Origin of the sequence: Pantoea sp. BL1, from assembly GCF_000963985.1 — a bacterium.
GTDB lineage: Bacteria > Pseudomonadota > Gammaproteobacteria > Enterobacterales > Enterobacteriaceae > Pantoea > Pantoea rwandensis_B.
On record NZ_JZRH01000009.1, the window covers coordinates 48515 to 75487 of the forward strand.

26 protein-coding genes are annotated in these 26973 nt (G+C 56.8%); 12 read left to right on the forward strand and 14 right to left on the reverse strand.

Features of this window, described 5'->3' with window-relative positions; translation table 11 throughout:
- Nucleotides 1-24: 24 nt before the first annotated feature.
- Nucleotides 25-939 carry a LysR family transcriptional regulator gene (locus tag VH86_RS05785; protein WP_038644186.1) on the reverse strand — a complete coding sequence of 305 codons (915 nt, stop codon included), beginning with the start codon at nt 937-939 and terminating at the stop codon, nt 25-27.
- Nucleotides 940-941: 2 nt separating this feature from the next.
- The gene (locus VH86_RS05790; RefSeq protein WP_045832217.1) at nt 942-1991 is read right to left on the reverse strand and encodes a dipeptidase; all 1050 of its coding nucleotides are present in this window, start codon (nt 1989-1991) and stop codon (nt 942-944) included.
- Here VH86_RS05790 and VH86_RS05795 point away from each other — a divergent pair.
- The 7 genes from VH86_RS05795 (at nt 1981) to VH86_RS05825 (ending at nt 8874) form a co-directional block, all read left to right on the forward strand.
- Nucleotides 1981-2178 carry a hypothetical protein gene (locus VH86_RS05795; RefSeq protein ID WP_156150565.1) on the forward strand — a complete coding sequence of 66 codons (198 nt, stop codon included), beginning with the start codon at nt 1981-1983 and terminating at the stop codon, nt 2176-2178. The genes VH86_RS05790 and VH86_RS05795 overlap by 11 nt on opposite strands.
- Before the next feature lie 12 nt (nt 2179-2190).
- Nucleotides 2191-3786: an ABC transporter substrate-binding protein gene (locus VH86_RS05800; RefSeq protein WP_045832219.1), complete on the forward strand. Its 1596-nt coding sequence runs from the start codon at nt 2191-2193 to the stop codon at nt 3784-3786.
- Nucleotides 3786-4796, forward strand: a complete 1011-nt coding sequence (locus tag VH86_RS05805; RefSeq protein ID WP_038644180.1) for an ABC transporter permease — start codon at nt 3786-3788, stop codon at nt 4794-4796. The genes VH86_RS05800 and VH86_RS05805 overlap by 1 nt, the downstream gene beginning before the upstream one ends.
- The gene (locus tag VH86_RS05810; protein WP_045832220.1) at nt 4793-5692 is read left to right on the forward strand and encodes an ABC transporter permease; all 900 of its coding nucleotides are present in this window, start codon (nt 4793-4795) and stop codon (nt 5690-5692) included. Before VH86_RS05805 ends, VH86_RS05810 begins: the two co-directional genes overlap by 4 nt.
- Nucleotides 5693-6520 (forward strand): ABC transporter ATP-binding protein, encoded by an 828-nt coding sequence (locus VH86_RS05815; RefSeq protein WP_045832221.1) that lies wholly within the window; start codon nt 5693-5695, stop codon nt 6518-6520.
- Nucleotides 6521-6625: 105 nt separating this feature from the next.
- Nucleotides 6626-7366, forward strand: a complete 741-nt coding sequence (locus tag VH86_RS05820; protein WP_045832222.1) for an ABC transporter ATP-binding protein — start codon at nt 6626-6628, stop codon at nt 7364-7366.
- Nucleotides 7363-8874, forward strand: coding sequence for a serine hydrolase (locus VH86_RS05825; protein WP_045832223.1), 1512 nt, complete (start codon nt 7363-7365; stop codon nt 8872-8874). The genes VH86_RS05820 and VH86_RS05825 overlap by 4 nt, the downstream gene beginning before the upstream one ends.
- Nucleotides 8875-9109: 235 nt before the next feature.
- Here the strand turns inward: VH86_RS05825 and VH86_RS05830 are convergent, their stop codons facing one another.
- The 10 genes from VH86_RS05830 to mntP all read right to left on the reverse strand — a co-directional run bounded on the left by VH86_RS05830 (nt 9110) and on the right by mntP (nt 20639).
- The gene (locus VH86_RS05830; RefSeq protein ID WP_045832224.1) at nt 9110-9946 is read right to left on the reverse strand and encodes a fumarylacetoacetate hydrolase family protein; all 837 of its coding nucleotides are present in this window, start codon (nt 9944-9946) and stop codon (nt 9110-9112) included.
- A 261-nt stretch (nt 9947-10207) separates the two neighbouring features.
- Entirely contained in the window at nt 10208-11029 is an 822-nt protein-coding gene (locus VH86_RS05835) for a M55 family metallopeptidase (protein ID WP_045832225.1), read from the reverse strand.
- A gap of 203 nt (nt 11030-11232) precedes the next feature.
- On the reverse strand, nt 11233-12279 hold the full coding sequence (locus tag VH86_RS05840) for a P1 family peptidase (RefSeq protein ID WP_045832226.1): 1047 nt from the start codon (nt 12277-12279) through the stop codon (nt 11233-11235).
- Nucleotides 12280-12281: 2 nt separating this feature from the next.
- On the reverse strand, nt 12282-13166 hold the full coding sequence (locus VH86_RS05845; RefSeq protein WP_038644162.1) for an ABC transporter permease subunit: 885 nt from the start codon (nt 13164-13166) through the stop codon (nt 12282-12284).
- The gene (locus VH86_RS05850) at nt 13166-14095 is read right to left on the reverse strand and encodes an ABC transporter permease (protein ID WP_034819965.1); all 930 of its coding nucleotides are present in this window, start codon (nt 14093-14095) and stop codon (nt 13166-13168) included. The genes VH86_RS05845 and VH86_RS05850 overlap by 1 nt, the downstream gene beginning before the upstream one ends.
- Nucleotides 14096-14202: 107 nt before the next feature.
- Nucleotides 14203-15744 (reverse strand): glutathione ABC transporter substrate-binding protein, encoded by a 1542-nt coding sequence (locus VH86_RS05855; protein WP_045832227.1) that lies wholly within the window; start codon nt 15742-15744, stop codon nt 14203-14205.
- Between the two features lie 21 nt (nt 15745-15765).
- Nucleotides 15766-17634, reverse strand: coding sequence for an ABC transporter ATP-binding protein (locus VH86_RS05860; RefSeq protein WP_045832228.1), 1869 nt, complete (start codon nt 17632-17634; stop codon nt 15766-15768).
- A gap of 15 nt (nt 17635-17649) precedes the next feature.
- A complete protein-coding gene (gene dgcA, locus VH86_RS05865) occupies nt 17650-18615 on the reverse strand; it encodes an N-acetyl-D-Glu racemase DgcA (RefSeq protein WP_038644156.1) in 966 nt (321 codons plus the stop codon).
- A gap of 1 nt (nt 18616) precedes the next feature.
- The gene (gene dgcN, locus VH86_RS05870) at nt 18617-19624 is read right to left on the reverse strand and encodes an N-acetyltransferase DgcN (RefSeq protein ID WP_038644154.1); all 1008 of its coding nucleotides are present in this window, start codon (nt 19622-19624) and stop codon (nt 18617-18619) included.
- Nucleotides 19625-20066: 442 nt separating this feature from the next.
- The gene (mntP, locus tag VH86_RS05880; protein ID WP_038644150.1) at nt 20067-20639 is read right to left on the reverse strand and encodes a manganese efflux pump MntP; all 573 of its coding nucleotides are present in this window, start codon (nt 20637-20639) and stop codon (nt 20067-20069) included.
- Between the two features lie 283 nt (nt 20640-20922).
- Here mntP and VH86_RS05885 point away from each other — a divergent pair, with 283 nt between their 5' ends.
- The 4 genes from VH86_RS05885 to VH86_RS05900 all read left to right on the forward strand — a co-directional run bounded on the left by VH86_RS05885 (nt 20923) and on the right by VH86_RS05900 (nt 24105).
- The gene (locus VH86_RS05885; protein ID WP_045832230.1) at nt 20923-21165 is read left to right on the forward strand and encodes a DUF1158 domain-containing protein; all 243 of its coding nucleotides are present in this window, start codon (nt 20923-20925) and stop codon (nt 21163-21165) included.
- A gap of 530 nt (nt 21166-21695) precedes the next feature.
- A complete protein-coding gene (gene mqo, locus VH86_RS05890) occupies nt 21696-23306 on the forward strand; it encodes a malate dehydrogenase (quinone) (RefSeq protein ID WP_038644146.1) in 1611 nt (536 codons plus the stop codon).
- Between the two features lie 131 nt (nt 23307-23437).
- Complete coding sequence (locus tag VH86_RS05895) at nt 23438-23743, forward strand: type II toxin-antitoxin system HigB family toxin (RefSeq protein ID WP_045832244.1); 306 nt, start codon at nt 23438-23440, stop codon at nt 23741-23743.
- Nucleotides 23740-24105, forward strand: coding sequence for a type II toxin-antitoxin system HigA family antitoxin (locus tag VH86_RS05900; RefSeq protein WP_045832231.1), 366 nt, complete (start codon nt 23740-23742; stop codon nt 24103-24105). Before VH86_RS05895 ends, VH86_RS05900 begins: the two co-directional genes overlap by 4 nt.
- A 55-nt stretch (nt 24106-24160) precedes the next feature.
- Here VH86_RS05900 and VH86_RS05905 read toward each other — a convergent pair whose 3' ends face one another.
- Nucleotides 24161-24748, reverse strand: coding sequence for a LysE family translocator (locus VH86_RS05905; protein ID WP_038644144.1), 588 nt, complete (start codon nt 24746-24748; stop codon nt 24161-24163).
- A gap of 136 nt (nt 24749-24884) precedes the next feature.
- On the opposite strand from VH86_RS05905, the gene VH86_RS05910 reads away from it, so the two are divergent.
- Nucleotides 24885-26375: a PLP-dependent aminotransferase family protein gene (locus VH86_RS05910; protein WP_045832232.1), complete on the forward strand. Its 1491-nt coding sequence runs from the start codon at nt 24885-24887 to the stop codon at nt 26373-26375.
- Here the strand turns inward: VH86_RS05910 and VH86_RS05915 are convergent.
- Nucleotides 26342-26965, reverse strand: coding sequence for a glutathione S-transferase family protein (locus VH86_RS05915; protein ID WP_045832233.1), 624 nt, complete (start codon nt 26963-26965; stop codon nt 26342-26344). The two genes, VH86_RS05910 and VH86_RS05915, sit on opposite strands and share 34 nt — an antisense overlap.
- Nucleotides 26966-26973: the final 8 nt, after the last annotated feature.

Consider the following 26973-nt stretch of genomic DNA (forward strand, 5'->3'; position numbering starts at 1 on the left):
CTTAAGTGGCAAGCATTAGGGTATTCATGGCGACCGGGTAAAAAACCGCGTTTCACACTGTCGCGCAATCTCCCACAGCTTATTGCGAATCACCTGTTTCAGCTGCAACGTTGACTGCGATTGCGGCTGATCGCGGCGGCTGATCAACATCACTTCAAACGGCAGCGGTTGTGCCACCGGCAGCAGTTTTAGCTGGTCGGCATAGCGGCAGGCGGTAAACAGATCCACCACGCCCACGCCACCGCCTGCCAGCACCATATCGGCAATCACCGAGTAGGTTTTGATCGACAACGACACCGCCGGGTCCAGCCCTTTGTCACGCAACGCACGGTGCAGCACGCGCCCAAGTGGATCCTGGTTCTGCATCATCAACAGGTTATTGGCACACAACCACTCCAGTGTGGCAGGTTCGTTATGGGTGTGATGCTGCGGCAACAGTGCCACCATTGAGGATTGAAACAGCGGTTCCGCCAGCAGATCGGCATCCACCTGCTGACCAAACACCAGCGCGAAATCGAGCTGGTTATCCATGATCATCTGACACAGCGTGCTAAAGTGTTCGGTCACTAACTCCACACTCACCGATGCAGCCTGCTGTCGCCAGTTGACCAGTGCGGGTGCTAATACCATCTGACCAAAAGCGTGTGCGGCACCCACACGCACTGTTTGCCCCTCGCCGCGCCGCAACTGCTCGGTAAGTTGGGTGATGGAGTGTAAACGCTGGTAGAGATCTTCCACTTCGGGCAGTAAACGCCGACCTTCTGCGGTGACCACCATGCCCTGCGCACGACGCTCAAACAGGGCAAAACCCAGCTGCTGCTCGGCATGCGTCAAGACGCGGCTGACATTTGGCTGTGACACATTGAGCAAGCGCGCCGCCGCACTGATGCTGCCGGTCTGCACAATCGCCTGAAAGACTTCAATGTGTCGTAATCGCATAATTACTCGCCCCAGGTCGCTTCGAGCACGCGCAGCCAGTTGCCGTGGCAAATTTTTTCCAGCAGTTCACGTGAATAACCGCGTGCCGCCAGCGCGTTCACCACCAGCGGAAAACCGGCCACATCTTTCATGTCGCCCGGCATGGTGGCGCCATCCAGATCGGAACCAAAGCCCACGCCATCTTCACCCACTTTTTCCAGCAGATACTCCACATGCTGCACGATGGCATCCACGGTGGTGGGTGCATGACGATCGCCATCTTCACGCAGGAAAGGCACGGCGAAGTTCACGCCAACAAAGCCGTGGGTTTCTTTGATCGCCGCCAGTTGGCGATCGGTAAGATTGCGCGACTGGGCGCTGATCACATGGGCGTTGGAGTGACTCGCCACCAGCGGTGCATCGCTGATCTCCGCCGTGTGCCAGAAGCCCTTCTCATCCATATGCGACAGGTCAACCATGATGCGGCGCTGATTACAGTCACGCACCAGCTGCTTACCCGCTGCGGTTAAACCGTTACCGACATCGGGTGAAGACGGATAGAGGAACGGCACGCCCTCGCCAAACTGATTGGGACGGCTCCACAACGGACCCAGGGTACGCAGGCCGCTGGCATAAAGAATATCAAGCAGCTCGCCATCGGTATCCAGCGCTTCCGCTCCTTCCACGTGCATCACCACCGCCAGCACGCCCTTTGCCATGCATTCGCGAATATCGCGCACGCTGCGGCAAATCTTCACTTGTCCTTCAGAGGCCTGCTCAATTCGCAGCAGCAGCGCCAGCATCGAAAAAGTGGCATCGCGCGCAGCGCCAATAATTTCCTGAGGAAAATCTGAGAGGTCTGGCGCACTTCTTGCAATCAGAGGGTGAGATGGCACCCAGGTGGCAAATATCCCACCTACCATATTTCCCTTGCGGATACGGGGAAGATCCATCTGACCGCGTCCGGTGCCCTGCATGAAGGCCCGCACTGCGTCAGGCTGATGGTGCTGCCAGAGTTTATTGAGCACATCGTTGTGACCGTCAAAGACCGGAATGTTGAAGATGTCAGACATGTTTTATCAGTTCCATATTCGGGAGAAAGCGCAAGCGCTGCCAGCTGGCGGGGCAATTTGCACCAAAAAGAGGCAAGTCTTTACGCATGAAACAAATGGCTTAATCCCATTATTAATCCTCCCGCACTGCGGGAAAGTCAAGACAAAAAACAGCAAAAAAATTAAATTTAATTTTGATAATCAATAACTTGGAGTTGTCATGGTAACCAGAAGACGTTTTCTCGCAGGATGCGCCGCCGTCCCTGCTTTTTCCTATCTGAGTCTCAATACCGCCTTCGCTGATACGCCACCGAGTATGTTCGTGATGGCGATGCAGTTGGACAACATCACCAGCCTCGACCCGCACGAAAGCTTTGAAGCGACCGGCGGCCAGATCTGCGGCAACATGTACCAGCGCCTGGTCACGCCCGATCCACAAAAAGCCGACAAGGTGATCGGCCAGCTGGCAAAAAGCTGGGATGTCAGCAGTGATAACAGCACCTATACCTTCTACCTCGACCCGGCCGCGAAATTCGCCGATGGCACAGCGCTCACCGCGGAAGATGTCGCCTATTCGATTGAACGTATCGTCAAACTGGATAAAAGCCCGGCCTTTATCATCAACCAGTTTGGCTTCACCAAAGACAATGTGACGCAGTTGGTCACCGCGAAAGATGCGCATACCGTGGAGATGAAGCTGGGTGCGCCAGCAGCCGAAACCTTCCTGCTGTATTGCCTCTCCGCCACCGTCGGCAGCATCGTGTCGAAGAAAGCCTGTGAAGCCAACCAGCAGAACAACGACTTCGGTAATGCGTGGCTGAAACAGCACAGCGCCGGCTCGGGCGCCTTCACCCTGCGCACCTGGAAAGCCAGCGAAACGGTGATTCTGGAACTGAGCCCGCAATATGCTGCGCAGAGCAAGATTAAGCGCGTGATCCTGAAGCACATCACTGACCCGGCAGCTCAGGCGTTGATGGTGAAGAAAGGGGATGTGGATGCGGCCTACGATCTCACCACCGAGCAGCTGTTGCAGGTGAAGAACGACAGCAACGTCTCGCTGGTCAATCAGTCGCTGTCAGCCATCATGCTGATGTCATGCAACACCAATAATGAATACCTGAAAAAGCCGCAGGTGTGGCAAGCCCTGAAGTGGGCGCTGGACTACGACAGCATCCAGAAGAACATTCTGTCGATGAGCTTTATTACCCATCAAAGCTTCCTGCCAAGCGGCTTCCCGGCCGCGCTGGACGACACGCCGTTCCATAAAGACGTGGCAAAAGCTAAGTCGCTGCTGGCGGAAGCGGGTTATCCCAATGGATTCGAGATCACCCTCGACCACTACTCAATGCAGCCGTATCCCGATATCGCTCAGGCGATCCAGACCCAACTGGGTGCCATTGGCATCAAGGTGTCGTTGATTGCTGCCGAGAACCGCCAGGTGTTGACCAAGATGCGTGCGCGCCAGCATCAACTGGCGCTGACCGTGTGGGGCGCGGACTATTTCGATCCTAACTCCAACACCGAAGCCTTCTGTGTGAATACCGACAACAGCGAAAATGCCCGCAGCCGCACGCTGGCATGGCGCTGCAGCTGGTCAGATGAAGAGTTCAATAAACTCACCGAGCAGGCACTGCACGAGCCCGATCCGGCGAAGCGTATTGCGCTCTATCAGCAGATTCAGCAGTTGGGCCGCGAGAAAAGTCCGTTCATCTACATGATGCAGAAGACCAAGAATGTCGCCTGCGGCAAAAACATCTCGGATGTGCACATGACGGTGCTGGAGCAATGGCCATACGATCAGGTGAAAAAAGCCTGATGCCTTTACTGAAGAAAATCGTCAGCACCCTGGGAAGCCTGGTGCTGACGCTGTTTGGTCTGTCGGTGCTGACCTTCTTTATTGGTCGAGTGATGCCCACCGATCCAGTGCTGGCGGCGGTGGGTGATAACGCACCGCAGTCCGTGGTGGATCGCGTGCGCATTGAAATGGGGCTGGATCAGCCCCTCTACATTCAGTTCGGCCACTATCTCAACCAATTACTCCATGGCGATCTGGGTAAATCGATTCTCACCTCAAATCCGGTGACCACCGATATTGCGCGCTTCTTCCCCGCCACCATGGAACTGGCGACAGCGGCGATTATTATCGCTGCGCTGGTCGGTATTCCGCTGGGTGTCTGGGCGGCAGTGCGGCAAAGCACCTGGGTCGATCAGACCATCCGCGTGGTGTGCCTGGCGGGGCATTCACTGCCGGTGTTTGTGCTGGCGCTGCTGAGCCTGCTGGTGTTCTACGCGGTACTCGGCATTGCGCCGGGACCGGGCCGACAGGACATCATCTGGCAGGATATGGTGCCGCAGGTCACTGGCTTTCTCACCATCGACTCGCTGCTCGCGGGTGAAACCGATGCCTTCTGGGATGCGCTGGCACATATGGCGCAGCCGGTATTAATCCTCGCCTACTTCAGCATGGCCTACATCACGCGTATGACGCGCACCTTTATGCTCAATGCCTTGAGCGGCGAGTTCGTGATCACCGCGCGTGCTAAAGGGCTGTCATCGCGCCGGGTGATCTGGCGGCATGCCTTCCCTACCGTGGCGGTGCAGCTGGTCACCGTGCTGGCGCTGACCTACGCCGGCTTGCTGGAGGGCGCGGTCGTCACCGAAAACGTCTTCTCCTGGCCCGGCCTCGGACAGTATCTCACCACCTCGCTGATGAACGCCGACATGAATCCGGTGGTCGGTGCCACGCTGCTGGTCGGCACCGTGTATGTGTTGCTGAATCTGCTGGCTGACCTTCTCTATCGACTTTGGGACCCACGCGTAAAATGATCTTCTTCTCTCGTGACTGGCTGCTGGACGATACGCCAGCCAATCGCCGTCAGGCGGTGTGGGGCCGACGCTATCGCTTGTGGCTCAGCCTGCGCAGCAACCCGCTGGCGATGGCCGGATTGGCGGTCATTGCCGTTATGCTATTGCTGGCACTGTTCGCCCCGTGGCTGACGCCCTTTGACCCTGGCACACAACATCTGGAAAACCGCCTGGCGCTGCCTTCCGTGTCGCACTGGCTCGGCACGGATGAACTCGGCCGCGATGTCTGGACGCGCATTATTTATGGCGGACGTACCACGCTCGGCATGGTGATCGCCGTGGTGCTGCTCACCGCCCCGCTCGGCCTGCTGATCGGCTGTATCGCAGGCTACGCGGGTGGCATTGTGGATAAGACGCTGATGCGTATTACCGACATCTTTCTCGCTTTTCCGCGTTTGATTCTGGCGCTGGCGTTTGTGGCCGCGCTAAAACCCGGCGTTGAGAGCGCGATTCTGGCGATTGCCTTAACCGCCTGGCCGCCGTATGCGCGTCTGGCACGTGCCGAAACCATGCAGTTCCGCCACAGCGATTTTATCGCCGCCAGCCGACTCACCGGTGCCTCGCCGTTGCGCATTATCCTGCGCCACATCATGCCGCTGTGCGTGCCGAGCCTGATTGTGCGTGTCACGCTCGATATGAGTTCCATCATCATCACCGCCGCCAGCCTCGGTTTTCTGGGGATGGGCGCGCAACCGCCGTCGCCTGAATGGGGCACCATGATTGCCACCGCGCGCCGCTTCCTGTTTAGCGAATGGTGGGTGCCATTGATGCCATGCATCGCCATCTTCCTGACCTCACTGGCGTTTAACTTTCTCGGCGACGGTCTGCGTGACGTGCTGGACCCCAAGGAGCGCTAAATGTTGGTGGAAATTGAAAACCTGCGCATTGCCTTTCGCAGTCGCACAGAAACCTTTGAAGCGGTGCGCGGCGTCAGTTTTAGCGTGGGCCGCGAGAAGTTCGCTATCGTGGGTGAGAGCGGTTCCGGTAAATCCCTGACCGCACGCTGCCTGATGCAGTTGCTGCCGGGTAATGCGGGAGTCACTGCCGACGTGTTGCGTTTTGACGGTATCGATCTGCGCGGTGCCAGCGAAAAAGTGCTGCGCCAGATTCGCGGTAAACGGGTGGGATTTATCCTGCAGGACCCGAAATATTCGCTCAATCCGGTGATGACCATTGGGCAGCAGATTGCGGAAGCCTGGCGCGAGCACAAAGGCGGCAGCCGCAAAGCAGCGATGCTGGCGGCGATTGATCTGCTGGAGCAGGTGAAAATTCGTGATGCCGCCGCGGTGGCGAAGCGCTATCCGCATGAAGTTTCCGGTGGGATGGGCCAGCGCGTGATGATTGCCATGATGCTGGCACCGGATCCAGAACTGCTGATCGCCGATGAGCCCACCAGCGCGCTGGATGCCACGGTACAAGCAGAGATCCTCAAGCTGATTGACGATCTGGTTTCAGCACGCGGCATGGGGTTGATCCTGATCAGCCACGATCTGCCGCTGGTTTCGCACTTTTGCGATCGCGTGGCGGTGATGTACGCCGGACGCATCGTTGAACTGCTGGAGGCAGGACAACTGCAGCAGGCGCAACATCCGTACACCCGTGGATTGCTGGCCTGTTTACCCTCATTAAAACATCCGCGCGAGCGTTTACCGGTATTGCAGCGCGATGCGGCGTGGCGGGAATAACGCCTTGCCCATCAACGCGGTTTTACCCCCATGCCCGCTTTACGCCCGCAGGATGCGTAGGGATGCGTACCGTTCAACGAACGCACAGAATTTACAGGCAGCTTCATGATTGAAATCGATAACCTGCGCATCGCCTTTGGTGCGCATCAGGTAGTGAAAGGTGTGAGCTTCGCCGTCGCCAACGGCGAAAGCTTTGGCATGGTCGGCGAGAGTGGTTCGGGCAAATCCACTATTCTGCGCGCTCTCGCCGGGCTCAATGCCGACTGGCAAGGCAGCATGAAATTTGGTGGCATGGAGCTGGGCGCCAAACGCAGCCGTGCTTTTTATCGCCAGGTACAGATGGTGTTTCAAGACCCCTTTGGCTCGCTGCACCCGCGTCAAACTATCGACCGCATTTTGCATGAGCCGTTGCTGGTGCATCAGCTTGATCGCGCCGAACAGCGTATCAGCCAGGCGCTGAGTGAAGTTGGCTTACCCGCAGCGGTACGTTTTCGTTATCCGCACCAGCTTTCGGGTGGTCAGCGTCAGCGCGTGGCGATTGCCCGCGCATTGATTGCCGAACCGGAAGTGCTGCTGCTGGATGAGCCCACGTCGGCGCTGGATGTTTCGGTGCAGGCCGAAATCCTGAATTTACTCAGCGATCTACGCAGCGAACGCAAACTCACCTACATTATGGTGACGCATAACCTCGCGGTGGTGACCCATCTGTGCCAGCACATTGGGGTGATGCAGCACGGTGAGATGGTGGAGCAGCTGAGCGCGGAGGATTTGCGCGCGCGGCGCATCCAGCATCCGCATACCGCTCAACTGTTTGATCTCAGCATGACGCTGGAGGAACCAGCATGACCGCGAACTGGCAACAGGCCGCCGAGGTGGCACAGCAGATAACACAAGGCTGGCAGCAGCCCGGCGCACCGGGTGGTGCGATAGTCCTGTTTGATGCTCATCAGATTCACTCGACACACTGCGCCGGTCTGGCCGATCTGGCGCAGCAAACCCCCTTCAGCGCCGACAGCGTGGTGCGTTTTGCCTCGATAACCAAGCATCTGTTTGCCGCGCTGGTCACCGGGCCGGGCCGCCGCTATCTGCAACTCGACGATAAGCTGGTGCAGCATCTACCGCAGCTTACGGGCGCCAACGGCCAGATCACCGTCGGCCAGGCGCTGGATATGAGCAGTGGCCTACCTGATGTGCGCGAGACCCTGTCGCTGCTGGGATTGTCGGTGTACAACGCCACCAGCGCTGCCGATCTGCTGGATTTTGTCGCACAGGAAGGCGACCTCAGCTATCCACCGGGCAGCGAGATCTCTTACACCAACACCGGTTACCGCCTGGTGGAAGAGGCGCTGAAAGCCAAAGGTGTACTGTTCAACGATCTGCTGCAGCAATATATCTGCGAGCCGCTGGATATCAGTTTGATCGCGCCGGAAACCTGGTTCGACATCGTGCCGGGACTGGTGCCGGGTTACTGGCAAAATGGCCAACAGTGGCAGCTCTCCAGCGCCGGATTACACCTTTCCGCCTCGGGCAGTGTCACCGGCAGCGTCAATCATCTGACGCGCTGGCTGCAAAGCCTGTTAGCGGACAGTGGTCCCGGCGCAGGGGTATTGCAACGTTTGACCGCACCGCGCAGCCTCAATGATGGCCGCATCAGCGGCTACGGGCTAGGCATCACCAGCTCCACACTGGGCAGCCAAACGCTGTTTGGTCATGGCGGTTCACATGCGGGTTACAAGAGCTACTTCCTGTTGCATCCGGAGTTGAAGCTGGGCGTGGCGATTGTCGCCAACCGCGAAGATGTGACGACGTCAGAAAGTGCACTGCGTGTCATGGCGGCACTGCTGAATCGCACGCTGCCGGAGAAAGGTCATGATCTGACGCCGGGCTTATACGTGGCGGAAAACGCCGCCGACTGGCTGGAGATCAAAGGTGTCACGGCGACCTGGCTGGGTGCTGGCGAAACATTGTGGCGCGCCGCCCCGCATGGTGATGCCGTGTCGCTCTCCAGCACCTTCCCGATCACACTGCGTCATGAAGGTGCAGCCATTGTCGGTGAAATCGGTCATGCGTCGCGCCGTTTTGTGCCGGTACAAGCAGACAGTGCCAGCCTTGAACAGCTTCAGGGCCGTTGGTTCGCGCATGCCTGGCGCAGTGAAATGGTGATTGAGGGTGACCGGCTGATCATGGGCATTGGCCCAGCGGCCATTCATGCCACGTTGCAATCGCTGGGCGGCGATCGCGTGCTCGCCACTGCACAGGATGGGCCTTGGGAAAAACGCTTTGTGATAGCGCGCGAAGGTGACTCGCTGCGGCTGCTGCTCAATCGCAGCCGCGTGGTGAGATTTACGCGCTAAGCGGACGCCATTGCTACATGGCGTTGGTCAATGAAAATCACATTCGCAAAAGCGGCCATTTTAATAATGCCCGCTTTTTTCCTTTGGGTGGACATGCTGGAGTGCGGTCCAGCGCACCTCTGCTGCTGCCGGACCGCCCGCCAGCCCCTGAGCGGCACCAGACGGCGTTATCACCTGCCACAGAATGAACTATTATTTCACCTAAATGGCAATGGGTTCATTTAAGCGCCAATGATCAAACAACGTGGTGGCGCAAACGGCCGATTTTTTCGATCTCTACTTCAATCACATCGCCGGGGAACATAAACAGCGGTGGCGTGCGTTTCTTACCGACGCCGCCCGGTGAACCGGTGATGATCACATCACCTGCTGACAGCGGGCTGAACGCTGAAATGTATTCGATAATTTTTGCCACCGGATGCACCATGCTGGCGGTGGTGTCGTTCTGCACTTCACGCTGATTCAGCCAGGTTTTGATCGCCAGCTGCTGCGGATCGGGGATTTCATCTGAGGTGGTCATCCACGGGCCAAAGCCACCGGTCTGCTGCCAGTTTTTACCGGCGGTAAACCAGGTGAACTGCATGTCACGCACCGTGGCATCCATAAAGCAGCTGTAACCCGCCACATGTTGCAGCGCATCGGCCGCTTTAACCTGATAGGCATCTTTGCCGATGATCACTGCCAGTTCGCCTTCGTAATCGAACTCCTGCGTGGTGGCCGGTTTTAACAGCGGCTGCTCGTGACCTGCCAGTGAATCGGCAAAACGCACAAACAGCGTTGGCGCTTCTATAGTCTCGGCAAACTCTTTACGCTTGTCCGCGTAGTTCATGCCGACACAGAACACTTTGCCAGGATTTTCCACTACCGGAAGAAAGCGAATTGCGCTGTATGGGTGATCCGCAGGCAGTGAGCGAAAGGCTTCCAGGTCGCTGACCGCGCCGCGATGTAACAAAGATTTCAGGTCCGGGCACTCCACGCCAAGGCGCGAACCGACGTCAATAATGCCCTCTTCCCGCACGATTCCGTAACTTTTTCTTTCCTGGTCAATAAGATAAAAACTGCAGAGCTGCATGACTGCCTCGTTGTTATATATAAATTGCGCGCAGGTTACCAAAAGCCAGCAGGAAATGCGGTACGACCTGCCAGGAATATGCCTGCACCACGCCTTGCTCTACCCCGCTGCGGCGTGGTTTATCGCACTCTCCTGGAGCGGCATTGTTGATGCAAGGTGCGCAATAAATTGCGCCGCTACACATCCAGCGGCCTTCGATGCTGGGCAGATGCGCAATATATTGAGCCGCTACACATTCAGTGGCCCTCGATGCTGGCTGCATTATGACTGGGTGCTGGCCAGATAGGAGAACGCACTCAGCAGGCTGATCAAGGTGCCCATTTGATCGGCACAATAGCCCACGGTTACGGTATCAATACGCGTCACGCCGGGAATCAGACTGAACAAATCCGCGAGCACCGGTTTACTGGCCTGCAACTGCATCTCATACGGCGCGGTCAAACGTGTGGTGCTGACCTGGCGCGCACGCTGTACCGCTGCGGTGGCGGCAGCACGAATGGCGTTTTGTGCCGCTTGCGGACTGATGGACTCGGCGCAGGTATGGGAAATCGCGCGTTTCACGCAGACGTAATCCACCGACGGATAGTGTTCGGCGATCCAGCCTTGTAGCTGGTCGTCACCGCTAACCAGCCAGAGCGGCGTACCCTGTTCGGCGGCGGCGGCAGCGTAGATATCGCTTTCGCCCATCACTTTGCCATTGATATGAATGCGCCAAAAAGCACGGCCGTTAATGGTGTGCGCCAGCACGCCCGGCTCACCCGCCGCACTGTGATAACCGATAAAGAACAGGCCATCAAACGGCTGCTGCTCAATGCCTTCCACCATCGATAAACCGCGCGGCTTGCCTTGCACCATGCGCGCACGAGGGTCGATGTTTTCTGCGCGCAGGTTGGTCATTTGCGCATGGCTGTCTGCCACCACCACTTCGGTAGCGCCGCCGGCAAATGCACCGTCGATGGCGGCGTTCACTTCCTGTTCCATCAACCCGCGTGCCAGCTGGTATTCCGCCTGGCCCGGCGAGCACTGTTCTGGACGCATCACGCCCGCGATACCTTCAATGTCAGCAGAGATGAAAATTTTCATGAGTCAGTTCAATTCCGTGCGGGTTGAGACGGGGTCGCCATAAATGGCGACCCTACGGGTAATTGTGGGTCAAGTGCAGCATTCAGGCTGACCGCAAGCGCTGCTGTAAAAGGCGCCATTAATGGCGACCGAAACGCACTGAAGTGACACGCATTACGCTATGAATGGCGATCCTGTCATTAGCAGTACAGCCAATCGCAACCCTAAGATTTAGCCAATTCATCCAGCACCTGCGTCAGTGACGGACGATGATGGCCGCGAAAACCGCCCACCGCTTCGGCGCTTAACAACGCATCCAGCACTGCGTGTTCAGTGGCATCGGCAGCGGCGGCGAGCAGCGGTTCCAGCGCCGCATCCTCCGGCGGAATTAGCTGTGTTTGCGTGGAGAAGGCCACGGCAATATCGCCTGAACCATGTCCCCAATAGCTGCCTAAACGGCCTAATCCGGCACCGGCGCGTTTGGCGATACGCTTGAGCTGGCGGGCATCCAGCGGCGCATCGGTGGCCATGATAATGATGATGGAGCCGGCATCGCGCTGCGGCGCCAGTTCTGGCAGCAGCGGCCCAATCATGTCACCCATGCGCACACCATCCAGCGTGAACGCATTGAGTGCCCCAAAGTTAGCCAGCACCAGCACGCCCAAAGTGGCATTCAGTGAAGGAATTAAGCGCGATGCGCTGCCAATGCCGCCTTTCAAACTGAAACAGCTCATGCCACGTCCGGCACCGACGCTGCCACGGGCGAAATCGGCCTGCGCCGAGTCCAATGCATCCTGCGCCATCGCTTCAGTCACCGCCAACGCCTGAATGTCGTTCAGCCAACCATCGTTGCATTCCAGCGCCAGCGGATTGACGGTCGGCAAACTGCGACCCAGCTCCGGGTTGCGGCTGATGGCATCGCGTACCAGCGTGGTAAACAGCGTGCCGACTGCCAGCGTGTTACTGAGCAAGATCGGCGTTTGCAGCGCGCCTAACTCTTCCACTTGCACCAACCCGACCGGCTTGGCAAAGCCATTAAAGACCGCCGCGCCGCAGGGTAACGGCTTGAGAAACAGATTATCGCCCGGCGGCACAATCGCCGTCACACCGGTTTGTCTCTCACCGTCTGCCAGCGTGTGATGGCCGACGCGCACGCCGGGCACATCGCTAATGCGGTTGGTGGCGCCGCAAGCACTGCGCGGTTGCCCCAGCTGTCGCTCGCTGCGCCAGCGTTGCAGCAGCCCATCGCGCTGCAATTGTTGGAAATCCATGTTTAACTCTTTAGTTTGGGATCAAGCGTATCGCGCAGCGCATCACCCAGCAGGTTAAACGCCAGCACAGTAATGAAAATCGCCAGGCCGGGGAACACGCTAACGTGCCATAAACCGCCCATCATCATGCTACGGCTCATTGCCAGGATATTACCCCACTCCGGCACATCCGGTTCCGGGCCTAAGCCGATAAAACTGAGCCCCGCTGCCGTTAGAATACTGGTGCCGATACGCATGGTGAAATAGACAATCACATTGGAAAGCGTGCCGGGCAGAATGTGGCGCAGCAGGATCACACGATCGGGTGCCCCGGCGCAGCGCACTGCTTCGACATACGCAGCCTGTTTGAGCGATAACGTTGAGGCGCGCACGATGCGGGCAAATACCGGCACGCTAAACACCGCTACGGCGATAATCACGTTATTCAGTCCCGGACCGAGAATCGCCACCACCGCAATCGCCAACAGCATGCCGGGGAAAGCAAACAGCACGTCGGAACCGCGCATGATGAGCATATCGATCCAGCGACCGTAATAGCCCGCCAGCAAACCAAGGAGTACGCCCACCACCATGCCCAGCGTTACCGACAGCACGCCAACATAGAGTGAAATGCGCGCACCGTAGATGATGCGGCTCAGCAGGTCGCGTCCCAGGTCATCGGTGCCCATCCAGTGTGCCGCTGAAGGGGGTGATGATAAGGCCATCCAGTCCGGTGCCATCGGATCCCACGGCGCCAGCCAGGGCGCGAAGATCGCCACAATAACCAGCAGCAATACAAAACCACCGGAGACCAGCGCCAGCGGATTACGCACAAAGGCGTGCAGGAAATCGCGCCACGGTGAGCGGATGGTCTGTGACGTTGCGGCAGAGAGAGATTCTGTACTCATCACGACTCCTGTCGCAGGCGAATGGCTGGATTGACTACGGCGTAGAGCAGGTCCACCAGCAAGTTAATCACAATAAATTCAAACACGAACAGCATCACCAGCGCCTGAATCACCGGCTGATCTTGTGCTTTGATCGACTCGATCAACAGCCAGCCCAAACCGGGCCAGTTGAAGACGCTCTCCACGACGATCGATCCGCCGAGCAGAAAACCGAACTGCAAGCCGAGCATGGTGATCACTGGGATCAGGGCATTACGCATCACGTGCTTCCACGTCACCAGCCGATTGCGCAGCCCTTTGGCTTTGGCGGTGCGCACATAATCTTCCTGCGCCACTTCGAGGAAGGCGGAACGGGTGAAGCGCGCCATCACGGCGGCCACCGAGGAACCCAAAGTGATAGCAGGCAGGATGATGTCGCTGGCCTTGTTGAATCCGCTCACCGAGAACAGGCCAAAGGGCATGGCAACGAACTGGATCAGCAACAGGCCCAACCAAAAAGTGGGCATCGAGATGCCGCCGACGGCGACGCTCATCAATGTCCAGTCCTGCCATTTACCACGCTTCAGTGCGGCCAGCACACCGAGAAACAGACCGAGGATCACCGACCAGGCGAAGCCCGCCAGCGCCAGCAATAGGGTTGGCATAAAGCCTTGCTTGATCACTTGCAGCACCGGCTGTTGCGTGCGGTAAGTGACGCCAAGATCGCCACGCAACAGTCCGCCGATCCAGTTAACGTACTGCTGCGGCAGCGGATCGTTGAGTCCAAGATGCTGGCGCGCGGCTTCAACCGCTTCAATCGGTGCGTCTGGCCCGGCGTAAATACGTGCGGGATCGCCCGGTAGCAGCTTGATAAAGCCGAACACCAACAGCGAGACCACCAGCAAGACCGGGATCATCTCCAGCAGTCGGCGAATAATGTATGCGAACATGCAGTTCCTTTTGGATGGCGACCAGGTACGTATAAATGCGCACCCTACGTAAAATGTGCTGATGAGCCGTAGGGTCGCCCTTTGCGACGACCCATCACGACAAGTTCTTACTTAAAGGCCGCCTGGGTATAAAGGAAGTTGCCATCTGCCAGCATGGACACGCCTGTCAGGTTGCTGCGCTTGCCCACCAGGTTGTCCGGCGTACCGAGGAAGGCAACTGGCGCCTCTTTCCACAGCAGTTTCTGGGCTTCCGCATAGGCTTCACCACGCCTGGCGGGATCGGCAGTGGCTAACCCACCGGCAATGGCTTTATCCACGTCCGGATTGCTGAAGTACGAGACGTTATAGGACGTTGGTACCCAGGATTCGGTGGCATACAGCGGGCGCAGCGCCCAGTCCGCATCACCGGTTGAGGTCGACCAACCGCCGTAATAGAGGTCAAACTCTGCCTGTTTTGGATCTTTCACGCCCCACAGCTTGGCGTTGCGTGTGCCGGAATCCATTGGCGTCACTGTGGCGCGAATGCCGACGGTCGCCAGCTGGGCTTTCAGCACCTGCGCCGCACGCACGCTGGCGGTGGTGTTAGTGGTCCACAGTTTCAAATCCAGACCGTTCGGGTATCCGGCCGCTTTCAGCAAGGCTTTGGCTTCATCCGGAGCGTAGTGATAATTCGGCTCGCTCTGCTTCTGATAGAACTGCACCCCTTCCGGCATCGCGGAAGAAGCGGGTTTGCCCATACCGGCAAACGCCACTTTTAACCACAGATTACGGTCGATGGCGTAGTTGATCGCCTGACGCACGCGCACGTCTGCCAATGGCTTGTGCTGGGTGTTGATCGCCATGTAGTAGAGATAGATGCTCGGATCGCGCTGGATCGCTAATTTACTGTCGCTCTGCACGGTGGCGATAAGATCCGATGGCAGCGGCCAGATCGCATCCACCTGTCCTGATTTCAGTGCGGCAACACGGGTGGCATCTTCCGGGCTGGGCGAGAAGGTCACTTTATCCACCTTCGGCCAGCCTTTTTGCCAGTAGCCATCATACTTCACCAGCGAAACGGCCTTGCCCGGCTGCCAGTCGACAAACCTGAACGGACCGGTGCCGACCGGATGCAGGCGCAACTGTGCTTCTTCTGGGTATTGTTTGAGGATCGCCGGGCTCCACATCACCGCTGATGGGTGCGCCAGGGTATTGATGAAGGCACCAAAGGATTGATTGAGGTCGATTTTCACCTGGTCCGGCGCCAGCACCGTCACTTTGGCAATCATCTTATAAAGGCTATTGCGCTTCAGGCCTTTGGTCTGATCGGCGAGGCGATCGAGGTTGGCCTTGACCGCTTCAGCATCAAACGGCGTGCCGTCCTGAAATGTGACGCCTTTACGCAGCGTCAGGGTAAATTCGGTGGCGTTGTCATTATGGGTATAACCGGTCGCCAGCCAGGGTTGCAGCTTCATCTGCGCATCGAACTGGAACAGGCGTTCAAAGATGCCGCTCTGTACCGAATAGCTGACGTTATCCGAGGTATCGTGCGGATCGAGACCGGTGATATCGGCATACATCGAAATACGCAGATCCTGCGCCTGCGCGGCGGCAGCCAGCGCGAGGGTCAAGCCAAAAGCCAGTGACGAACGGCGAAAAAGGGTTTTCATGAAATCTCCTGGTATTGAGCGTTAGCGCGATGCAATGTCGTCAGCGACCCAGTGTTGCGGTGCAACCTGGCGATAACGGGGTTTGGTGACCGTTTCGCCCAACTTGCGCAGCGGCGAAGGAATTTCGCTATCTTCGAAAGTACGGGTCTGACGGTTCTGTGGATCGGCCACCGGCACCGAGGCCAGCAGACGTTGGGTATACGGATGTTGCGGCTGGTTGAACACCGACTGACGCGGGCCAAGCTCGACAATCTGGCCGAGATACATCACCGCCACGCGGTTAGCGATACGCTCCACCACCGCCATGTCGTGCGAGATGAAAATCCACGCGACGCCAGTCTGCTTTTGCAGGTCCATCATCAGATTGACCACCTGCGCCTGAATGGAGACATCCAGTGCCGAAACGGCCTCATCGGCGATGATAACTTTGGGTTTTAACGCCATGGCACGGGCAATCGCGATACGCTGACGCTGGCCGCCGGAAAACTCATGGGGATAACGCGTGGCATGTTCGGGCAACAGACCAACGCTTTTCAGCAGGGCATCGACCTGTGGCGTGGCTTCTTCCAGCGATTTCACCAGGCCGTGCAGCAGCAACGGCTCGGCAATGGTAAAGCCCACGGTCAGACGCGGGTTTAAAGAGGCGTAGGGATCCTGAAATACCATCTGGATTTCGCGGCGCAGCGGCTGAAACTCCGCCTCTTTCAGGTTGGCGATTTCACTGCCCTGGAAATGAATGCTGTCGGCCTGACTTTTAATCAGGCGCATCAGCGCGCGGCCGGTAGTGGATTTGCCGCAGCCGCTCTCGCCGACAATCGCCAGGGTTTCGCCCGGCCACAGGCTGAAATCAATCTGCTCCACCGCGTGCACCTGATGGGTTAAGGCAGAAAAGATGCCGCTGCGAATCGGGTAGTAAACTTTTAAACCGCGCACATCCAGCAGCGGGGTTTCGTCATAACGGGCGGTGCGCTGTTCACCGCTATCGGTGGGCTGAGTGGCGCCCAATAGTGGGAAGCGCTGCGGCCAGCGCTGTTCGCGCATGTCGCCCAGTTTCGGCACGGCGGCCAGGAGCGCTTTGGTGTAAGGATGCTGCGGCGCATTGAAGATGTCGGCGACCGTGCCCTGTTCCACCACTTCACCGCGTAACATCACCACCACGCGGTCGGCGATTTCAGCCACCACGCCCATGTCGTGAGTGATAAACAGCACTGCCATCTGCTTCTCGCGTTGCAGATCGCGCAGGATGTGCAGGATGCGCGCCTGCACGGTGACGTCCAGCGCGGTGGTCGGTTCATCGGCAATCAGCAGCTGTGGATCGCACGCCAGCGCCTGCGCAATCATCACGCGCTGACGCATGCCGCCCGACAGCGAGTGCGGGTAGCTTTTCATGACGCGATCAACATCGGCAATGCGAACCTGGCGCAGCAGTGCCCGCGCACGCGCATCCGCTGCGGCTTTATCGCACATCTGATGATCACGCAGCGCTTCCGTCAACTGATCGCCCACTCGCAGCACCGGATTGAGTGAGGTCATCGGCTCCTGAAAAATCATCGCCATTTCACGACCACGTAAAGTGCGGCGGTGAGTGTCGTCCAACTTTTCCAGCGCGTGGGTTGTGCCGCGACGGTCGCGGAACTGCATACTGCCGCGATCGATACGGCCTGAAGCGGCCAGCAGGCCCATCACCGCCAGCGAAGTGACGGATTTTCCTGAGCCGCTTTCACCCACTACGGCGACAATTTCACCGGGATAAATGGCAAAAGTGATGCCTTTCAGTGCCTGATTTTCGCCGCTGCGGCCGCGAAACGAGACGCTGAGATCCTGTATCGCGAGTACCGGCGCGGGACTGGCAACGCTGGCGGCGTTGGGGGTAAGTAAAGTGTCCGTCATCGTTGCCTCTTGCGGTTACAGCCAGATTCGGCCCTGAGCGTAGGAAAGGAAGGGTGAGCTATCGGCGGCCAGCCAGATGGGGCCATCCAGATCAACGTGTTCTGCAGCCATCGCCACCGGCAGCGCAGCTTCCATTGCGAGTGAGGAGCCCAGCATGCAGCCAACCATCAGACGCATATCCCGCTTTTGCGCTTCTTCGACCATCGCTAAGGCTTCGGTCAGGCCGCCGCACTTATCCAGCTTGATGTTGATCATCTCGTAGCGATTACGCAGCTCGGCGATGTCTTCACGCGTATGGCAGCTCTCATCAGCACACACCGGAATCGGGTGGTTAAATCGTTGCAGATCCTGGTCTTGTCCGGCAGGCAGCGGTTGTTCAACCATAGCGATGTTGTAAGCCTGTAGCGCAGTGAGCAGACTGTGCAGATCGACGCCCGACCAGGCTTCATTGGCATCGATGATCAAGGTGGCACGCGGCGCAGCCTCTCTGATGGCTGCCACCTTCTCTAATATTTCGTCACGATTCAGTTTGATTTTCAGCAGGATGGCGCCACGCGACACGGCATCAGCCGCTGCGGCCGCCATGTTTTCGATGGAGTCGAGGCTTAAGGTCTCCGCCGTGATCACCGAAGGCGGTGCAGTGCGTTCGCACTGCTGCCACAGCGTCTGCTTAGCCAGCGCGGCATCCAGACGCCACAGCGCACAGTCCAGCGCATTACGCGCTGAACCGGCAGATAAACGGCTTTGCAGATCGATACGGCTTAAGCCCGCTTCGACATCTTCACGCATCGCTTCCAGCTGCGCCTCAACGCTGTCTGGTGTTTCATCGTAGCGCGGCGTCGGCGTGCACTCGCCACGTCCAATAAAGCCGTTTTGCTCCAGCGTGACGCGAATGACCGTAACGGCGGTACGCGTGCCACGCGAAATAGCGAAGGGACGCGCCAGCGGCAGCTCCAGCACTTCAATCTGCATGCGCCGCATCTTAGCCACGCTCCTGCAGCAGGGCGGCGATATCTGCGATACCAAAACGCACCGGATCGGTAGCAGGCACGCCGAATTCAGCGCTGACTTCCGCACAATAGGCGCGGGCCTCTTCTTCGCTGTAGTTAGAGGTGTTAATAGCAAAACCGGCCAGCTGAACATTGTCGCTGGTCACATCGGCCGCGCGCAGGTTGGCCTCCACGCAATCTTTCAAACTCACCATCGGCTGATGCGGTAAATGACGCATGTGCGGACGGCCCATTTCGTGGCACATCACCAGCCAGTGCGGCTGTGCACCGTGAATCAGGCCCATGCTGACGCCCGCATAAGAAGGATGGAACAGTGAGCCCTGACCTTCAACGATATCCCAGTGGTCGGCATCATTGGCGGGTGACAGGGCTTCCACTGCACCGGCGATGAAGTCGGCAATCACCGCATCAATCGCAATGCCTTCACCAGCAACCAGAATGCCGGTTTGCCCGGTCGCGCGGAAGTCCGCCTTCATACCGCGTTCACGCATTGCCGCTTCCAGCGCCAGCGAGGTGTACATCTTGCCAACTGAGCAGTCCGTACCGACAGTAAGTACACGCTTACCTGTACGCTTTTTGCCGCTGCCGACATTCAGTTTTGGACGCATATGACGCAGGTCAAACAGCTCAACGCCAAATTCCTGGGCTAACGCGACCAGTTCTGGCTCATCCACCAGACGATGGTGCAAACCGCTCGCCACGTTCATACCGGCTTTGATGGCACCTTTAACCGTGTCGAGCCAGTGCTCGGGCAGATAGCCCCCCGCATTGGCGGTGCCCAATACCAGCGTTTTCGCGCCACGTTCTTTTGCAGTGGCGATATCGAGCACGTCCAGACCTAAGCTGACAGTACAGCCCGGCAGTTTAATTTCACCGACGCACTGCTCAGGGCGCCAGACGTGAATGCCGCGCGCCGTTTTAGCGGCCAGTGGATCGGTGACATCGCCAAGGAACAATAAATAGGGTTGTGGGATCAGCATGATGTTTCTCGTTTCAGACGGGTTAGAGGGTCTGAATCGACTATTCCATGCGGGTTAAGAGGTGACGAATGCTTGTTTGGTAGCGGGGTATAACGTCAGGCTATAGCCAGATCGAAAACTGATGGTTAACGATACTAATCCTTTGATAGAGAGAAAATTCGCGGCGTTATTGAGCGGGGGAGATAAGAAAATCATTGATAACCACAGGTCGATCCCTGACCGCGATTATCGAGGGTATAAAGTGCGATTAATGCAGTGCGCCTGGCGGGACGTGCTTGAAAGTCTCAACATATGCACGAAACACGTAGCGGAAAAAACGTTTCATTGGATACCTGGCTCAAAAATTGTTGAAGAAATACGCGAAAAGTATAACTAACGCGCGTTTTTCACGCAATTATTTTTGAGCCAGATCACAAAATGAGGGGTTTGGCAGATGCCTGAATTAGCTGAACAGGCCAAGGTGCTCGCTGAGAATAGTGCAGCCGATGCTGATTAATACGACACCCCCTAACACTTCAGCCCATTTACCCATGATCGGACCGATAAAGCGTCCGACCATCACGCCCGTGGTGGCCATAATCGTCGTGGCGGCGCCAATTGTCAGTGCGGTGAGCACAATATTCACCTGCAGGAATGCCAGGCCGACGCCCACCGCCAGCGCATCAAGGCTGGTTGCTACGGCGGTCATCGCCAGTACCATAAAGCCATGACGCTGCGGCGCTTCGCACGGATCATCCGCCGTCTGACGGAAACCTTCCATTATCATGCGGCCACCAAGAACGGTTAACAGGGCAAACGCCACCCAGTGATCCCATGCCATGATGTAGCGACTGGCCGCCAGGCCGATCGCCCAGCCAATCAGCGGCGTCAACATTTCAATCACGCCAAAGATCAGGCCGGTGCGCAGCGCTTCTTTGAAGTTCGGGCGATGCAGCGACGCGCCTTTGCCCAGTGCTGCGGCGAAGGCGTCCATCGACATACCAAAGGCCAGAATCAGAGTTGCGATAAATGTCATGGGTTTTCAATCAATGCCGCGAAAAATGCTTTCAAGCGAGCGATTTTCCGCATCTATTGTTCAGTAATGAAAAAGTGCGCGCAGTCTAGCACGCAAAATCACCAAAAAAAAGACAGTAAAATCATGGATTTAAGTATAGCAAAGGCTATAACTCTTAACTTGCGCTATTTATGACGCTAAGTGGATGGAATAGAAGAATTTTCTTAGGGTTACCCGGCACAGGGATTGCACGCCAGCACGCTTTTATGCGCTAATGCCCGCGCTAATTGATAGGAAACCTGCGATGAAAAACCCGTTTGAAACGCTGATTATCCCTGGCGGAATCCTGCTGCTGGGCTTTCTCTCCGCACTACTGCTGCCCGCGCCGCAATTCGGCCTGGAATTGTCCAGACGGATTCAGGAGATGCTGCATTTGCAGGACCTGAATCAGCTCTACACTATCGTGTTTTGCCTGTGGTTCTTGCTGCTGGGCGCGATTGAATTTTTTGTCATCCGCTTTGCATGGCGTCGCCTCGCTAAGAAGTGATCCCCACCGCCGCGTAATGCTTTTTTCCTCTGACCACTGTCTGACGCGGCGAAAAATTAACACCCACAAAAATGTAACATTAGTTTTACACGATCTGGCGAAATATCACGCAACATAAAAACCGCATAAAAAATCAATCCACCATAAATTGATATTAATCATGCAATTAAGATGTGACGCCGCTCACTCTCTGAACATTAGCCTGCGCATTCCTCTCACAATATCGCAACAACTGCATTACCATAACCCTCTGATTAAGGGATAAAAATCCCTTATGACAGCGGGGTTGAGCTGATTAATTCTTATGCTGAATCATTTCGGCCTTTAAAAAATAAACAAACGTTTAATTCCGATACGAGAATGTTATATTCAAATGCATATGCATAACGTGCAGTTAACCGTTATCGTCCCCTGACTTAAACCTGAGTCTTAACCTTTGAGAAATAGCGCGACGCGCTCGAAAGAAGCGTGGCTGTTTCGCCTGCGAACCTGTTGAACTTCAGGTCAACAGAGAGAGGAGATGTCGCCTCATGAGTACTACTGCGGTAAACCTGGCGCTCGCCGCCGCTGGTATGGATAGCGCAAACCTTCAGGAACGAAAGGATGTCGACGTACTGCTGATCGGCGCAGGCGTGATGAGTGCCACCTTAGGCGCGTGGCTGCAGGATCTGGAGCCAGACTGGTCGATTGAGATGGTGGAACGCCTTGACGATGTCGCGGTGGAATCTTCCAATGGCTGGAATAATGCCGGGACCGGTCACGCTGCGTTGGCCGAGCTGAACTATACGCCGCAGAAGGCGGATGGCAGCATCGACATTGCAAAAGCGGTGGCGATCAACGAATCGTTCCAGATTTCTCGCCAGTTCTGGGCGTACCACGTTCAGAAAGGCAACCTGCGCAATCCAAAAAGCTTTATCCACAGTACGCCGCACATGAGCTTCGTCTGGGGCGACGATAACGTTGAGTTCCTGCGCAAACGTTTCCAGGCGCTGCAAAAAAGTACCCTGTTCCGTGGCATGAACTATTCAGAAGATCGCGACCAGATCACCCAGTGGATTCCGTTGGTGATGAATGGCCGTGACAGCAAACAGAAAGTGGCTGCCACCTGGACCGAAATGGGCACCGACGTCAACTTCGGTGAAGTGACGCGTCAACTGATTGCCTCTTTACAGAAGAAAGCCAATTTCCGCCTGCGTCTGCGTCAGGAAGTGCGTGATATCAAGCGCCTGAGCGATGGCCGCTGGCAAGTGACGCTGCATAATCTGGCCAGCGGTGAAAATCGCCAGCTGATCACGCGGCAGCTGTTTATCGGTGCGGGCGGTGCCGCGCTGCCACTGCTGCAAAAATCCGGCATCCCGGAAGTGAAAGGCTACGCCGGTTTCCCGGTGGGCGGTTCCTTCCTCGTGACCGAGAATCCAGAAGTGGTGCAACAACACATGGCGAAGGTGTACGGCAAAGCCAGCGTTGGCGCACCTCCGATGTCGGTACCACACGTGGATACGCGTGTGCTGGATGGTAAGCAGGTGCTGCTGTTTGGCCCGTTCGCCACCTTCTCGACCAAATTCCTGAAACAGGGTTCGCTGCTCGATATGTTCGGCGCGATGAACGGCAGTAACCTGTTACCGATGATGCAGGTCGGCCTGAAGAGTTTCGACCTGGTGAAATATCTGGTCGATCAAGTGCTGCAAAGCGATGACGATCGGATGGAAGCGCTGCGTGCTTATGTACCGCAGGCTAAGCAGGAAGACTGGCGTTTGGTCACTGCCGGCCAGCGTGTACAGATCATCAAAAACGATGAGAAAGAGGGCGGCGTACTGCGTTTAGGCACGGAAGTTGTGACCTCTGAAGATGGTTCGATTTCAGCCCTGCTCGGCGCTTCGCCAGGGGCATCTACTGCAGCGCCGATTATGCTGGAGCTGATGGCGAAAGCCTTCCCTGAGCAGATGCGTTCACCTGAGTGGCAGACCAAAATCCGCGCGGTGATCCCAACCTGGGGCCGTAAAATGAACGGTGACGTAGCGCTGACCGAGAAGATTCTGGCGGAAACCAGCCGCGTACTGCAGCTCGATTACGCACCAATCGTTACGCCTGACGCAGCCAACGACGAAGCCCGCGAGACGGCGCACGTGGTGGGGAAGTAACCAGTCAATCCTGATTGCTGTGAATACTGATAAGGCCGCGCAAGCGGCCTTTTTAATGGCTAAATGCGAGAAATATCCCAAATTGGGATATAAGTTTGCTATAGTCCCAATGCGGGACTAAGATGCGCGTCATGAGAATCATATCGGTACGGACACTCAGGGAGTTCATGACGGCGAACCCCGACTCAGCTCAGCCGTTGAGAGCCTGGATTGATGAAGCACAAAAGGCCAACTGGTCCAGTCCGGCAGACATCAAGGATCAATACCGCAGCGCCAGCATTCTGAAAGGCAGTCGCGTGGTGTTTAACATTAAGGGAAATGATTATCGACTGGTTGCGGCCATCGCCTACCCACAGAAGCTGATTTTCATAAAGTTTATCGGCACACACCGGGAGTACGATGCCATTGATGCAAACACAGTGGAGCAACGTAAATGACACTGACCATTAAACCCATTCACACCGAACTCGATTACGAAACGGCACTTGAAGCCATCTCTCCGCTCTTTGATGATGTGCCTGAGCTGGGCACGCCAGAAAGCGATTATATGATTGTGATGAGTATGCTAATTGAAGCATGGGAGAAAGAGCACTACCCCATTGAAGCTGCCGATCCGATTGAAGCGATTAAATTTCGTATGGAGCAACAGGGATTAACAGCCAAAGATCTGGAACCTGCCATTGGTCGTCGTAATCGCGTTTATGAAGTATTAAATGGCAAGCGCTCTTTGTCTCTGGAGATGATTCGCAATCTGCATAAGCAGTTTGGCATTCCTTTAGAGAGCCTGGTGGGTCTTTAAAATTGCGAAGGGCGCCAATGATAGCGCCCCATTTGCTTCCGTTGCATGTCTGGTTTCAGCTCAGCAGCACCGCGTCGTACAGCATCCAGGCCGTGGTGGCCACCAGCGACAGTGCCATCAGACTGTTAAACGCCTGACGTTTCCACGCCACCTGCAGATGACTGCGCAGACGATCCCCCATCGCGGCCCAGATCAGGATGCAAGGTAAGTTCAATGCGGCAAACCCCAGTAATACCGTGATGACGCCGTTGCTGTTGGCGTACATCAGCGCCACGTTAGTCACCATTAGCCAGGCCTTGGGATTCACCGCCTGAAAACAGATGCCGCCCACCAGCGTCATCGGGCGTGGACGTTCACGCGCTTCTGGTGCTGCGGCCCGAAAGATTTTCCATGACAGCCACAGCAAATAGCTGCACCCCACCACCGTTAATGGCAAACGAATGGATGCCATCCAGTGCAGCAACACATCCAACGCCATGCTAGCCAGCAGCATTTGTATCGCACAGCCGAGCAGAATGCCAAACAGCATGGGCAGCGTGCGTTTAAAACCAAAATTGACGCCCGATGTAGCGAGCAGCAGGTTGTTCGGTCCGGGGGTGATCGACATCACCGTGACGTAGCTGAAGAATGAAGGGTCGAGCATGATGCGCTTCCTGATGGTTCAAAGTTAACATCATGCTAATGCGTGCCGGGCAATGGAAACAGAGACACAAAACGACTATTGTAATGGATACAGTTTGCTTTATTTTAGATTGTACCCATTGCACGCGGAGGCTTTTGTGTCCCTTCCCCTTTCATCCGGTCAAACGCTCTATCAGCAGCTGGCAGATAGCTTTGCCGAGTCGATTCATCAAGGCACGCTGAAGCCGGGCAAACGGCTGCCCGCTATTCGCCGCGTGGCACAATCGCATCAGGTTAGTGTCAATACTGTGCTCAATGCCTGGCAAATTCTTGAAGATCGCGGCCTGATAGAAGCGCGTCCGCAATCGGGCTATTACGTGCGTGGTGTGATGCCGGCCGTGACGCGTCCGGTCAAACCGCTGCCCGCGAAAATCAACGACCCCAGCACGCAGAAACTGGAACTGATTGAGCAGGTGTTTGCCGCGCAGAATAATGCCGATTACACCAATATCTCTCTGGCCTGTCCGCAGGATGGCACCTTCTATCCGGCAGCACGCTTAGGCCGAATTACCTCAGCCATTTTACGGCACAATCCCGACATCATCGGGCGCTATGCGCTTCCGCCTGGTAGTGAGCGCTTACGGGAGGAGATAGCGCGCCGCAGTCTGCACACCGGCATCAATCTGACTGCGCAAGAGATCACCCTCACCCACGGCTGCATGGAAGCCTTACAACTGGCGCTGCGTGCGGTCACGAAACCTGGCGATTGCATTGGGCTGGAATCCCCCACTTACTTCTTCCTGTTCCCACTGCTGGCGTCACTGGGCCTGAAAGCACTGGAAATCCCCACCGATCCACAGCAAGGACTGTCGCTGGACGCGCTGGAGATGCTGCTGCAGGAGAAGCGTATTCAGGCGCTGATCGCCATGCCCGGCGCGCAGAATCCTCTTGGCTATGTGATGCCACTGGAGAATAAGAAGCGGCTGGCAAAGTTAGTGAATACTTACCACGTTCCATTGCTGGAAGATGGGCTGTATGACGAGTTGCAGTTTGACTGGCCTCTATCACCGCCGGTGAAAGCCTTTGATAGCGAGGGCTGGGTGATTTACTGCACCAGCTTTACCAAAACGGTGGCGCCGGATTTCCGCGTGGGCTGGACCGCTGCCGGCCGCTTCCATCAGGCCATCGCCCGTTTGAAAGCCGTCTCTTCCATGTCTGAGTCGCGCCTATTGTGTGAGACCCTCGCCGAATTTCTGGCAAGCGGTGGCTACGACCATCATTTGCGATCGCTACGCCGTCGCTATGCCGCCAATCTCGATGCGGCGCGCGGCATCATGGCGCGCCATTTTCCGCAGGGAACCCGCGCTACCCTGCCCAAAGGAGGTTTTGTGTTTTGGGTGGAGTTGCCCGGAAAAGTGGATACCGTGGAGATGTTCCACCGGTTATTGCAGGAGCAGATTTGCGTGACGCCGGGAGCGCTCTACTCGCTGAGCGACCGTTATAAACATGCACTGCGCCTCTCCTGCTGTTATCCGTTTGATGAGCGTTATACGTGGGCACTAAAACGCACCGGTGCGCTAGCCTGCGAAATCACAGGCCTGGCACCGGGACAGGATCAAGGCTTGCCGTTGCGGCCCCAGGTGGTGTAACCCTCACGCTCGGTCAGACGCTCGTAATAGAGCTGCACGGCTGGAAATTCAGGGTGCTCCAGTGGGGTTTCAAACCAGCGATTGACCGCAAGCCCCACCGGAATGTCTGCCAGCGAGAAGTTGCGTCCTGCGACGTAGCGCCCGGTTTTTTGCAGATGCTGGTCAAGAATATTCATGGTGTGCGCCCAGCCTTTAATCGCGGCGGCCAGCAAACGCGGATCTTGATGGGCGGGCGAGTTGCGCACCAGTGACATAAACGCATAGCGCCAGGAAGTATTGAGTTCGGTGGCTTGCCAGTCCATCCACTGATCCACCGGTGCACGCGCTCGTGGGTTTTCAGGATAGAGCCAGTCGCCGCCGTTGCTGTTGGCGAGATAGCGCAGAATGGCGTTGGATTCCCACATCACGAAGTCATCTTCGATGATCACCGGCACCATGGCATTAGGGTTGAGCGCCATGAATTCCGCCGAGTGCAGCGATTGCGGGTCTTCACCCCAGGGTTCGAGCTCATACGCGAGATCCAGTTCTGAACACAACCACAGAACTTTGCGCACGTTGATTGAAGAAGTACGACCAAGAACTTTTAACATAGCGGACT

What these genes read in the sequence shown, in the direction of transcription:
- VH86_RS05785 (WP_038644186.1), bottom strand. Translation starts at nt 939, where the DNA reads ATGCGATTACGACACATTGAAGTCTTTCAGGCGATTGTGCAGACCGGC.
- VH86_RS05795 (WP_156150565.1), top strand. Translation starts at nt 1,981, where the DNA reads ATGTCAGACATGTTTTATCAGTTCCATATTCGGGAGAAAGCGCAAGCG.
- VH86_RS05790 (WP_045832217.1), bottom strand. Translation starts at nt 1,991, where the DNA reads ATGTCTGACATCTTCAACATTCCGGTCTTTGACGGTCACAACGATGTG.
- VH86_RS05800 (WP_045832219.1), top strand. Translation starts at nt 2,191, where the DNA reads ATGGTAACCAGAAGACGTTTTCTCGCAGGATGCGCCGCCGTCCCTGCT.
- VH86_RS05805 (WP_038644180.1), top strand. Translation starts at nt 3,786, where the DNA reads ATGCCTTTACTGAAGAAAATCGTCAGCACCCTGGGAAGCCTGGTGCTG.
- VH86_RS05810 (WP_045832220.1), top strand. Translation starts at nt 4,793, where the DNA reads ATGATCTTCTTCTCTCGTGACTGGCTGCTGGACGATACGCCAGCCAAT.
- VH86_RS05815 (WP_045832221.1), top strand. Translation starts at nt 5,693, where the DNA reads ATGTTGGTGGAAATTGAAAACCTGCGCATTGCCTTTCGCAGTCGCACA.
- VH86_RS05820 (WP_045832222.1), top strand. Translation starts at nt 6,626, where the DNA reads ATGATTGAAATCGATAACCTGCGCATCGCCTTTGGTGCGCATCAGGTA.
- VH86_RS05825 (WP_045832223.1), top strand. Translation starts at nt 7,363, where the DNA reads ATGACCGCGAACTGGCAACAGGCCGCCGAGGTGGCACAGCAGATAACA.
- VH86_RS05830 (WP_045832224.1), bottom strand. Translation starts at nt 9,946, where the DNA reads ATGCAGCTCTGCAGTTTTTATCTTATTGACCAGGAAAGAAAAAGTTAC.
- VH86_RS05835 (WP_045832225.1), bottom strand. Translation starts at nt 11,029, where the DNA reads ATGAAAATTTTCATCTCTGCTGACATTGAAGGTATCGCGGGCGTGATG.
- VH86_RS05840 (WP_045832226.1), bottom strand. Translation starts at nt 12,279, where the DNA reads ATGGATTTCCAACAATTGCAGCGCGATGGGCTGCTGCAACGCTGGCGC.
- VH86_RS05845 (WP_038644162.1), bottom strand. Translation starts at nt 13,166, where the DNA reads ATGAGTACAGAATCTCTCTCTGCCGCAACGTCACAGACCATCCGCTCA.
- VH86_RS05850 (WP_034819965.1), bottom strand. Translation starts at nt 14,095, where the DNA reads ATGTTCGCATACATTATTCGCCGACTGCTGGAGATGATCCCGGTCTTG.
- VH86_RS05855 (WP_045832227.1), bottom strand. Translation starts at nt 15,744, where the DNA reads ATGAAAACCCTTTTTCGCCGTTCGTCACTGGCTTTTGGCTTGACCCTC.
- VH86_RS05860 (WP_045832228.1), bottom strand. Translation starts at nt 17,634, where the DNA reads ATGACGGACACTTTACTTACCCCCAACGCCGCCAGCGTTGCCAGTCCC.
- dgcA (WP_038644156.1), bottom strand. Translation starts at nt 18,615, where the DNA reads ATGCGGCGCATGCAGATTGAAGTGCTGGAGCTGCCGCTGGCGCGTCCC.
- dgcN (WP_038644154.1), bottom strand. Translation starts at nt 19,624, where the DNA reads ATGCTGATCCCACAACCCTATTTATTGTTCCTTGGCGATGTCACCGAT.
- mntP (WP_038644150.1), bottom strand. Translation starts at nt 20,639, where the DNA reads ATGACATTTATCGCAACTCTGATTCTGGCCTTTGGTATGTCGATGGAC.
- VH86_RS05885 (WP_045832230.1), top strand. Translation starts at nt 20,923, where the DNA reads ATGAAAAACCCGTTTGAAACGCTGATTATCCCTGGCGGAATCCTGCTG.
- mqo (WP_038644146.1), top strand. Translation starts at nt 21,696, where the DNA reads ATGAGTACTACTGCGGTAAACCTGGCGCTCGCCGCCGCTGGTATGGAT.
- VH86_RS05895 (WP_045832244.1), top strand. Translation starts at nt 23,438, where the DNA reads ATGAGAATCATATCGGTACGGACACTCAGGGAGTTCATGACGGCGAAC.
- VH86_RS05900 (WP_045832231.1), top strand. Translation starts at nt 23,740, where the DNA reads ATGACACTGACCATTAAACCCATTCACACCGAACTCGATTACGAAACG.
- VH86_RS05905 (WP_038644144.1), bottom strand. Translation starts at nt 24,748, where the DNA reads ATGCTCGACCCTTCATTCTTCAGCTACGTCACGGTGATGTCGATCACC.
- VH86_RS05915 (WP_045832233.1), bottom strand. Translation starts at nt 26,965, where the DNA reads ATGTTAAAAGTTCTTGGTCGTACTTCTTCAATCAACGTGCGCAAAGTT.